We start from the raw sequence: 9,092 nt of genomic DNA on the forward strand, positions 1-9,092 counted from the left end.
GGCTTCTGTGAGTGCGGGCTCACTCGCGAAGGGCGCCAAGCGGCCCCAAAGATGGCGGAACGAGACACATGACTCCCTGGCTGACAGTAGTGGGCATCGGCGAAGACGGTTTCAGCGGCCTGGGCAAGCAAGCCCGGCGTGCGCTGCTGAGCGCTTCGCGGATCTTCGGCAGTCCGCGCCAATTGGCCCTGTTGCCACGCTGCGTGGTCGGCGAACGCTCGCACTGGCCAAGCCCCTTCTCACTGGCGCCGGTCCTGGCTCTGCGCGGCGAGCCCGTGTGTGTATTGGCCAGCGGCGATCCGATGTTCTATGGCGTGGGCGCAAGCCTTGCCCGCCAGGTACCGGCCGAAGAGCTTCATGTGCTGTCGATGCCGTCCTCCTGCGCGCTGGCCGCCGCGCGCCTGGGTTGGCCGCGGCAGGAGGTGCAGGTGGTGTCGGTCGTCGCCCGCCCCCTGGCCGCGCTCAACGCGCATCTCTACAGCGGCATGCGCCTTTTGGTATTGAGCAATGATGGCCAAAGCCCGGCAGCCGTCGCCCGACAACTGTGCGAGCGCGGCTTCGGCCCGAGCCGCCTGCATGTACTGGAGCATCTGGGCGGCGCCGAGGAGCGCCATCTGCGCGGCACCGCCGAGGATTGGCCCCATGCGCGTACAGCCGACCTCAACGTGATCGCCATCGACTGCCAGGCCGCCATCGACACCCCACGACTATCGCCTGTCACCGGTTTGCCCGACAGCGCCTTTCGTCACGACGGCCAGCTGACCAAGCGCGATGTGCGCGCCATCACCCTCGCACGCCTCGCGCCACAACCGGGCGAGCTGCTGTGGGATGTCGGTGCCGGCTGTGGCTCGATCGGCATCGAGTGGATGCGCGCCCATCCCAGCTGCCGCACGCTGGCCATCGAGGCCGATGAAGGCCGCCAAGGCCATATCGAATACAACCGCGACGCCCTGGGCGTACCGGGCCTGCAACTGGTCCGTGGCAAAGCGCCCCAGGCCCTGGCCGATCTCGAGCGGCCCGATGCGATCTTCATCGGCGGCGGCGTGACCCGCGAGGGCATGCTGCCCTTTTGCTGGGAGCGCCTGCGCCCCGGCGGGCGCCTGGTCGCCAACGCCGTGACCCTGCAAAGCGAGCTGGCGCTGGCCAATTTCCGCGAAGCCCATGGCGGCGAACTGACCCGCATCCACGTGGCCCATGCCCAGCCGTTGGGCAAGTTCGATACCTGGCGCCAGGCCCTGCCGATCACCCTGCTCGACGTGGTGAAGCCCCTCGATGCGTGAAGAAACCCGCGAAAAAGCCGCTCCCCTGCGCAGCGGCCTCACCACCGGCAGCTGCGCCACCGCCACCAGCCTGGCGGCGGCTCGCCTGCTGCTCACCGGCGAATGCGACGATGCCGTGCGTATCACGCTGCCCAAGGGCAAGCAGGTGACCCTGCGCCTGGCGTTCTGCCGCCGCACCGACAACGGCGCCGAGGCCGGCACGATCAAGGATGCCGGCGACGATCCAGACGTGACCCACGGCGCACTGCTCTACACCCAAGTGCGGCTGCTCGAGCAGCCGGGCGTGCGCTTCGTCGCCGGTCAGGGCGTCGGCACCGTCACCCGTCCCGGCCTGGTGCTGGCGGTGGGCGAGCCTGCCATCAACCCGGTGCCACGGCGGATGATCAGCGAGCACCTGCAACAGCTCGCCGACGCCTGCGGCCATGGCGGTGGCTTCGAAGTGACGGTCAACGTGCGCGACGGCGAACAGCTCGCCCTCAAGACCATGAACCCACGCCTGGGCATCCTCGGGGGGTTGTCGATTCTCGGCACCAGCGGCATCGTCCGGCCTTTCTCCTGCTCGGCCTACATCGCCTCGATCCAACAAGGCATCGACGTCGCCCACACCAACGGCTATACCCACATCGCCGCCTGTACTGGCAATGCCAGCGAAGACACCATGCGCCAAGTCTATGGCCTGCCGGAAATCGCCCTGATCGAGATGGGCGACTTCGTCGGCGCGGTGCTCAAGCATTTGCGCAAGGTCCCGGTCCCCCGCCTGACCCTGTGCGGCGGCTTCGGCAAGATCAGCAAGCTGGCCGCCGGGCACATGGACCTGCACAGCCGCAGCTCGAGCATCGACCTGCCGCAGTTGGCGGCCTGGGCGGCGGACATCGGCGCCGACGCCCCCCTACAGGCAGCGATCATCGCGGCCAACACCAGTCAGCAGGCCCTGGCCTTGGCCCACGCGGCCGGCGTCCCGCTCGGCGATGCGGTGTGCGCCCACGCCCTGGCCTTCGCGCGCAGCGTGGTGCCCGCGCAGGTGCAAGTCGAGGTGTTCGCCATCGACCGCCAAGGCGGCATCGTCGGCAAGGCGGGTGCGCAATGAGCCCGCGCATCCTGCTGCTCGGCGGCATCACCGAAGCCTTGGCCATCGCCCGCCAACTGGGGCCCGAGCACATCTATAGCCTGGCCGGCATCGGCCGCATCCCGCAGGATCTGACGTGCCAGGTGCGCGTCGGCGGTTATGGCGGCGCCGACGGCCTGGCGGTCTATCTGCGCGAGGCGCAGATCAGCCTGTTGATCGACGCGACCCACCCCTACGCCGCGCAAATCAGCCACAACGCAGCCCAGGCCGCACGCTACGCGGGCATCCCCTGCTGGGCTCTGCGCCGCCCGGCCTGGCAGGCGCAGCCTGGTGATGACTGGCGCGAAGTCGCTGATTGGGCCGGACTGATCGAAGCCCTGACCCCCTTCGAACGCCCTCTGTTCACCCTGGGGCGCGAGCCCCTGCAACACCTCGATGAGATCCCCGCGCACCAGTTCTGGACCCTACGCGCCCTCGAAACCTGCCCCGGCAACGAGCGCTGCGAAGTGATCGGCGCCCGTGGACCGTTCAACCTGGTGGACGAACGCGCCCTGTTCGAACGGCGCCGGATCGATGTGCTGGTGAGCAAGAACAGCGGCAGCGCAGCCACCGAGCCCAAGCTGGAGGTGGCCAGGGAACGGGGCATACCGGTGCTGGTACTCAAGCGCCCGGTGTTGCCGGCAGTGGATCGCGTCTTCGATCAGGTGGCTGATCTGATGGCTGCGATCAGGCCTTAGTCCAATGAAAATCGGGTCCCAGCATGGCACGTGAAAGCGCGGCCTGACGTCCGTGCTGGTAATCCCTCTCACACAGGTTTGGCGGTGCCCCTTGTCGGGGTGGGCTCTGCCACGCGACACGCAGTACCGTCTCCAGGAGGCTGCCCCTGCGGCACTTCACCGCACCCCGGCACTTTTACCTATACTCGCCCTTACAATAGCCACCTGATTCCTGACCGGATCTCTCCCATGCCCCCACGTCGGCACATTGCCTGGATAGCCTGCCTTGCAGTGCTGTTCAACCTGCTGGCCATGCCGCTGTCTTCCGCCGCGCCCAAAGGTCCGGCCGAGCAGCTGCTGTGGGGGGCTTTCTGTTCGAGCATGGCGAACAAAGGCAAGGTCGATGTCCAGGCGTTGGCCAAGATCGACCTGGGGCCGCAAAGCGATGACACCGCCAGCCTGATGAACTGCTGGTGCTGCTCAGGCGCCGCGCCACTGCTGGCACTGCCCGGCTACCCGCGGCAGTTGCACAACCCGCCATTGCTGCTCGGCAGCCATCTGGCGCCACCTGCCGCCTACACCCCCACACCGCGCCAGCTATGGCCGGCGCTCAATCCCCGAGCCTCTCCGATCGTCTGAGTTGACCACGCTGTCTGCCCGCACCTGAACAGATCGGAGACTCACCATGCTCAAGCAAGCCCTCGTCCTGGCCGCCCTGTTGCTGCCCGGCGCTTTCGCCAACGCCCACGAATACACCGTCGGCGACCTGCACATCGCCCATCCCTGGTCGTTGGAGCTGCCGCCCAATGCCCCCAACGTCGCGGCCTACTTCGTTGTCCATAACAACGGCCAGCAGAACGACCGCCTGCTTTCGGTCGACAGCCCCATCACCGACGACGCCCAGTTGCACGAGCACGCCAAGACCGCAGACGGCCTGATGAAAATGCAGCAGGTCTCCAGCGTGGCCGTCCCGGCCGGTCAAAACCTGACCTTCGCCCCCAGCGCCTATCACGTGATGTTGATGCAGCCTAAGGACCGCAGCCTGCTCATCGACGGCAAGCGCTTCCCGCTGACCCTGCACTTCGAGAAGGCCGGCGACATCACCGTCGAGGTGGCCGTGCAAAAGCAGCCGCCCGCCGACCAGCAAGGCCAGGCCCATACGCACTGACCGCTGACAGACGCTCGCCATGAGCCTGCCGCGCGACCGGTTCACCCGCTTAACCCGCCCTGATCGCAGGCGCCTGGGTGGTGGCTGGCTGAGCCTGTTCGCCATGTGGATGATCTTCATCGGCCCACTGGTTTCCCAGTCGATGCCGATGGATCACCACGCCGGCATGAACATGTCCATGCCGATGGACATGCCCATGGCGGCCGGGCATGACCACGGCGCCGACCACCATGGCCACAACGACGGCCAGTTGCATGTGGTCTGGGAAAAATGCGGCTACTGCACGCTGCTGTTCAACTGCCCGGCCCTGCCCCAGGCCCTCAGCCCGCTCAGTGCCGGCGTCGTACTTCCCCCCGCCCTACTCCCCGCACCGCCCCACCAGGGCCACGCCCGGCAGGCCGTCTTCCCTGGCGCGCGCAGCCGCGCGCCACCCGCCTCGATCAGCGCTTGAACACAACGCTATCGCACGAAGCCTGGAGGCTTCGCGCTCCTTCCTGACTGATCGACTGGAATCACTATGTCTGGCTGTACCCCTGTTTTTGCTCTTTCCCTGCGGGGAACGATCGCCGTGCTCTGCGGCTCTGTGCTCGCGCCCCTGGCCCTGGCCGCCGAAACCGGCCATGACGGCCATGCGCACGAGATGGCCGAGCTGAGCCCGACGGTCATCACCGCCATTGCCCCCAGCTCGCCGCTGACCGTGGTCACCAATCCCAAGGACCCACGCCAGCCGGTGCCGGCCAGCGATGGCGCCGACTATCTGAAGACCATTCCCGGCTTTTCGGCGATCCGCTCCGGCGGTACCAACGGCGATCCGGTGCTGCGTGGGATGTTCGGCTCGCGCCTGAATATCCTCACCAACGGCGGCGTGATGCTGGGCGCCTGCCCCAACCGCATGGATGCGCCCACCTCGTACATCTCGCCGGAAACCTACGACCGCCTCACCGTGATCAAGGGCCCGCAAAGCGTCATCTGGGGCCCTGGCGGTTCCGCCGGCACCATCCTCTTCGACCGTGAACCCGAGTCCTTCGGGGCACTCGGCAGCCGGGTCAATGCCAGCCTGCTGGGAGGCTCCAACGGCCGCTTCGACAAGGTGCTCGATGCCGCTGCCGGCAACAGCCAGGGCTATGCCCGCTTTGTCGGCAACCAGTCGCGCTCGGATGACTACGACGACGGTCACGGCGATACCGTGCCATCGCGCTGGGACAAATGGAACGGCGATGTAGCCCTGGGCTGGACGCCGGACGCCGATACCCTGCTGGAGCTCACCGCAGGCAAGGGTGACGGCGAAGCCCGCTATGCCGGACGCGGCATGGACGGCTCGCAGTTCAAGCGCGAGAGCCTGGGCCTGCGCTTCGAAAAATCCAACCTCGGCGAGGTGCTCGACAAGGTCGAGGCACAGGTCTACTACAACTACGCCGACCATGTGATGGACAACTACAGCCTGCGCACGCCTTCCGGCAGCGGCATGATGGGCATGCCCATGGTCAGCAACGTCGATCGCCGCACCCTTGGCGCTCGCGTCAAGGCCACCTGGCGCTGGGCCGATGTACAACTGGTCAGCGGCCTCGATGCGCAGACCAACGAACATCGCAAACGCGGTGGCATGGGCATCGACGCACACAAAGGCCAGCCGTGGACCAAGGACGCCGACTTCCACAACTATGGCGTGTTCAGCGAGCTGACCTGGTACGCCACTGGAAACGACCGCCTGGTCACCGGCGCCCGCCTCGACCGCGCCTCGGCCCGCGATTTTCGCCAAGGCAGCCCCACCGAGGGCGATACCCGCGCCGATACCCTGCCCAGCGGCTTCGTGCGCTACGAGCACGACCTGGCGGTGATTCCGGCAACCACGTATGTCGGCCTGGGTCATGCCCAGCGCTTCCCCGACTATTGGGAGCTGTTCTCGCCCAAGCGGGCGCCAGCCGGCGCGGCCAATGCCTTCGATGGCATCGAGCCGGAAAAAACCACCCAGGTGGATTTCGGCATCCAGTACCAGGACGTGCGCCTGGAAGCCTGGGCCTCCGGCTATGTCGGGCAGATCCGCGACTACATCCTGTTCGACTACCGAGGCATGAGCTCCCAAGCCCAGAACATCGACGCCCGCATCATGGGCGGCGAGCTTGGCGCGGCCTACAGGCTGACCGAGAACTGGAAGGCCGACGCCACCTTGGCCTACGCCTGGGGCAAGAACAGCAGCGACGACAAGGCCCTGCCGCAGATGCCGCCGCTGGAAAGCCGTCTGGGGCTGACCTACAGCCGTGATCTGTGGAGCGTTGGGGCCTTGTGGCGCCTGGTCGCGGAGCAAAATCGCATCGCCGAGAACCAGGGCAACGTGGTCGGCAAGGACTACGAGAAAAGCGCAGGTTTTGGGGTGTTCTCGCTCAACGGCGCCTACAAGGTCAGCCGCAACCTCAAGCTCAGCGCAGGCGTCGACAACCTGTTCGACAAAACCTACGCCGAGCACCTGAACCTGGCCGGCAATGCCGGGTTCGGCTATCCGGCCACGGACCCACAGCCGGTGAACGAGCCAGGCAGGACCTTCTGGACCAAGGTCGACATCAGCTTCTAACAACAAACAGGGCGCGGCAGTCACCGCGCCCAAACCGGGTCATCTGGAGGTTTCCATGAGCGGACAACGCATTTCCTTCTACAACCTGGCGTGGCGCTGGCATTTCTATGCCGGGCTGTTCGTCGCGCCTTTCATGATCCTGCTGGCGATCACCGGGATCATCTACCTGTTCAAGCCACAGCTCGACCCAGTGCTGTACCGCGACCTGATGGTGGTCGAGGCCGGCCACCAGCGCCAGGACGCCGATACCCTCCTGGCCCAGGTGCGCCTGGCTTATCCACAGGGCCACGTGGGCCAGTACCTGCCGCCGGTCAATGCCGAGCGTAGCGCCCAGTTCGTGGTGCACGACGGTGGGCGCGAGCTGAACGTGTTCATCGACCCCTACAGCGCCAAGGTGCTGGGCGAGCAGGACGCCAAGGACAACCTGCAAGCCGTGGCCCGGGCCCTGCACGGTGAATTGATGGTCGGCACCGTGGGCGATCGTCTGGTGGAACTGGCCGCCGGCTGGGGCATCGTGCTGGTGGTGTCCGGCCTGTACCTGTGGTGGCCACGTGGGCGCAGCAGCGCAGGTGTGCTGTGGCCGCGCCTGTCCGCCCGTGGCCGGGTGTTCTGGCGCGACCTGCACGCAGTCAGCGGCTTCTGGGGCTCGCTGCTGTTGTTGCTGATGCTGCTCAGCGGCATGACCTGGACCGGCCTGTGGGGCAAGCAGTATGCCGATCTGTGGAACCGCTTCCCGGCGGCCATGTGGAACGATGTGCCCAAATCCGATCAACGGGCCGGCGCGCTGAACAACGCCCACCGCCAGACCGTGCCCTGGGCGCTGGAGAACACGCCGATGCCAGTCTCCGGCGCCCATGCCGAACATAGCGCCCACCACGACCTGTCCAACGCACCGGCGGCGCCGCAGGTGAACCTGCAGCAGGTCGAGGACCTGGCCACCACGCGCCAGGTCGAGCCCGGCTACAGCATCACCCTACCGAGCTCGGCAAGCGGTGTGTTCACCGTCGCAGTGTTCGCTGATGACCCGCGCAACGACGCCACCTTGCATGTGGACCAGTACACCGGCCAGGTACTGGCCGACGTGCGCTGGCAGGACTACAGCCCGGTCGCCCGTGCTACCGAGCTGGGCGTGATGCTGCATGAAGGCAAGATGTTCGGCCCGCTGAACCAGGCGATCATCCTGGTGGTGTGCCTGATGATCCTGCTGGGTTCGGTGAGCGGGCTGGTGATGTGGTGGAAGCGCCGGCCAGCAGGCGGGCTGGGTGTTCCGCCACTGCGCCATGACTTGCCCCGCTGGAAAACCGCCACCGTGGTCATGCTGGTGCTGGGCGTGGCCTTCCCGCTGGTGGGCGCCTCGATGGTGGTGATGTGGGTGGTCGACAGCCTGGTGGTGCGCCGACGGATCCTGGCCGGGGCTTGAAGACTGCGTTGTCTGTGCCGCCTCTTTCGCGGGTAAACCCGCTTCGACAGATTTCAGTGATCCTCTGTGCGCGCGGGTTTACCCGCGAAAAGGGGCGGCACAGGCACCCCACTGCGACACAAAAATCGAGGCGATCTGCCGCGCCCCAGGACTGGAATGCGCGTGTTAGCCTACTTGGCTCTGCACAAGAAGACTGACCCACAACGGAATGCAGCCCATGACCCGGACCTCATCAACCTCCGCAGACGATTCACATCTGCAACGCAACCTGACCAACCGCCACATCCAGTTGATCGCCATCGGTGGCGCCATCGGCACGGGCCTGTTCATGGGCTCGGGCAAGACCATCAGCCTGGCCGGGCCGTCGATCATCTTCGTCTACATGATCATCGGCTTCATGCTGTTCTTCGTCATGCGTGCCATGGGCGAATTGCTGCTGTCGAACCTCAACTACAAGTCGTTCATCGACTTCTCCGCCGACCTGCTCGGCCCGTGGGCGGGCTACTTCACCGGCTGGACCTACTGGTTCTGCTGGGTGATCACCGGCATCGCCGATGTGATCGCCATCGCCGCCTACTCGCAGTTCTGGTTCCCCGACCTACCCCAGTGGATACCCGCGCTAATCTGCGTAGCTGTGCTGCTGTCACTGAACCTGATCACAGTGAAGATGTTCGGCGAGGTCGAATTCTGGTTCGCCATGATCAAGATCGTGGCCATTGTCGGCCTGGTCGCCACCGGCCTGTATATGGTCGTCACCGGCTTCGAATCGCCGGCTGGGCGTACCGCGCAACTGGCCAACCTGTGGAACGACGGCGGGATGTTCCCCCATGGCCTGATGGGCTTCTTCGCCGGCTTCCAGATCGCCGTGTTCGC

At 66.2% G+C, this 9,092-nt stretch carries 8 protein-coding genes and 1 pseudogene; all 9 read left to right on the forward strand.

Annotated features, from left to right (window positions below; all coding sequences use genetic code 11):
* Window positions 1-68 precede the first annotated feature (68 nt).
* Window positions 69-1,280: a precorrin-6y C5,15-methyltransferase (decarboxylating) subunit CbiE gene (cbiE, locus tag HMPREF3173_RS09890; protein WP_070572737.1), complete on the forward strand. Its 1,212-nt coding sequence runs from the start codon at window positions 69-71 to the stop codon at window positions 1,278-1,280.
* On the forward strand, window positions 1,273-2,367 hold the full coding sequence (locus tag HMPREF3173_RS09895; RefSeq protein ID WP_070572739.1) for a cobalt-precorrin-5B (C(1))-methyltransferase: 1,095 nt from the start codon (window positions 1,273-1,275) through the stop codon (window positions 2,365-2,367). Before cbiE ends, HMPREF3173_RS09895 begins: the two co-directional genes overlap by 8 nt.
* Window positions 2,364-3,083: a cobalt-precorrin-6A reductase gene (locus tag HMPREF3173_RS09900; RefSeq protein ID WP_070572742.1), complete on the forward strand. Its 720-nt coding sequence runs from the start codon at window positions 2,364-2,366 to the stop codon at window positions 3,081-3,083. The genes HMPREF3173_RS09895 and HMPREF3173_RS09900 overlap by 4 nt, the downstream gene beginning before the upstream one ends.
* Before the next feature lie 228 nt (window positions 3,084-3,311).
* Window positions 3,312-3,701, forward strand: coding sequence for a DUF2946 domain-containing protein (locus tag HMPREF3173_RS09905; RefSeq protein WP_070572746.1), 390 nt, complete (start codon window positions 3,312-3,314; stop codon window positions 3,699-3,701).
* A gap of 46 nt (window positions 3,702-3,747) precedes the next feature.
* Window positions 3,748-4,230, forward strand: coding sequence for a copper chaperone PCu(A)C (locus tag HMPREF3173_RS09910; protein ID WP_070572748.1), 483 nt, complete (start codon window positions 3,748-3,750; stop codon window positions 4,228-4,230).
* A 19-nt stretch (window positions 4,231-4,249) separates the two neighbouring features.
* A complete protein-coding gene (locus HMPREF3173_RS09915) occupies window positions 4,250-4,681 on the forward strand; it encodes a DUF2946 domain-containing protein (RefSeq protein WP_070572750.1) in 432 nt (143 codons plus the stop codon).
* A gap of 66 nt (window positions 4,682-4,747) precedes the next feature.
* A complete protein-coding gene (locus HMPREF3173_RS09920) occupies window positions 4,748-6,799 on the forward strand; it encodes a TonB-dependent copper receptor (protein ID WP_070572751.1) in 2,052 nt (683 codons plus the stop codon).
* 55 nt (window positions 6,800-6,854) lie between these two features.
* Entirely contained in the window at window positions 6,855-8,219 is a 1,365-nt protein-coding gene (locus HMPREF3173_RS09925; protein ID WP_070572753.1) for a PepSY-associated TM helix domain-containing protein, read from the forward strand.
* 217 nt (window positions 8,220-8,436) lie between these two features.
* Window positions 8,437-9,092 (forward strand): annotated as a pseudogene (locus tag HMPREF3173_RS24930) (amino acid permease); the annotation flags it as partial.

Origin of the sequence: Pseudomonas sp. HMSC08G10 (assembly GCF_001808425.1) — a bacterium.
Taxonomy (GTDB): domain Bacteria; phylum Pseudomonadota; class Gammaproteobacteria; order Pseudomonadales; family Pseudomonadaceae; genus Aquipseudomonas; species Aquipseudomonas guariconensis.

Coding starts and splice junctions, on each gene's coding strand:
- cbiE (WP_070572737.1), top strand. CDS start 69: ATGACTCCCTGGCTGACAGTAGTGGGCATCGGCGAAGACGGTTTCAGC.
- HMPREF3173_RS09895 (WP_070572739.1), top strand. CDS start 1,273: ATGCGTGAAGAAACCCGCGAAAAAGCCGCTCCCCTGCGCAGCGGCCTC.
- HMPREF3173_RS09900 (WP_070572742.1), top strand. CDS start 2,364: ATGAGCCCGCGCATCCTGCTGCTCGGCGGCATCACCGAAGCCTTGGCC.
- HMPREF3173_RS09905 (WP_070572746.1), top strand. CDS start 3,312: ATGCCCCCACGTCGGCACATTGCCTGGATAGCCTGCCTTGCAGTGCTG.
- HMPREF3173_RS09910 (WP_070572748.1), top strand. CDS start 3,748: ATGCTCAAGCAAGCCCTCGTCCTGGCCGCCCTGTTGCTGCCCGGCGCT.
- HMPREF3173_RS09915 (WP_070572750.1), top strand. CDS start 4,250: ATGAGCCTGCCGCGCGACCGGTTCACCCGCTTAACCCGCCCTGATCGC.
- HMPREF3173_RS09920 (WP_070572751.1), top strand. CDS start 4,748: ATGTCTGGCTGTACCCCTGTTTTTGCTCTTTCCCTGCGGGGAACGATC.
- HMPREF3173_RS09925 (WP_070572753.1), top strand. CDS start 6,855: ATGAGCGGACAACGCATTTCCTTCTACAACCTGGCGTGGCGCTGGCAT.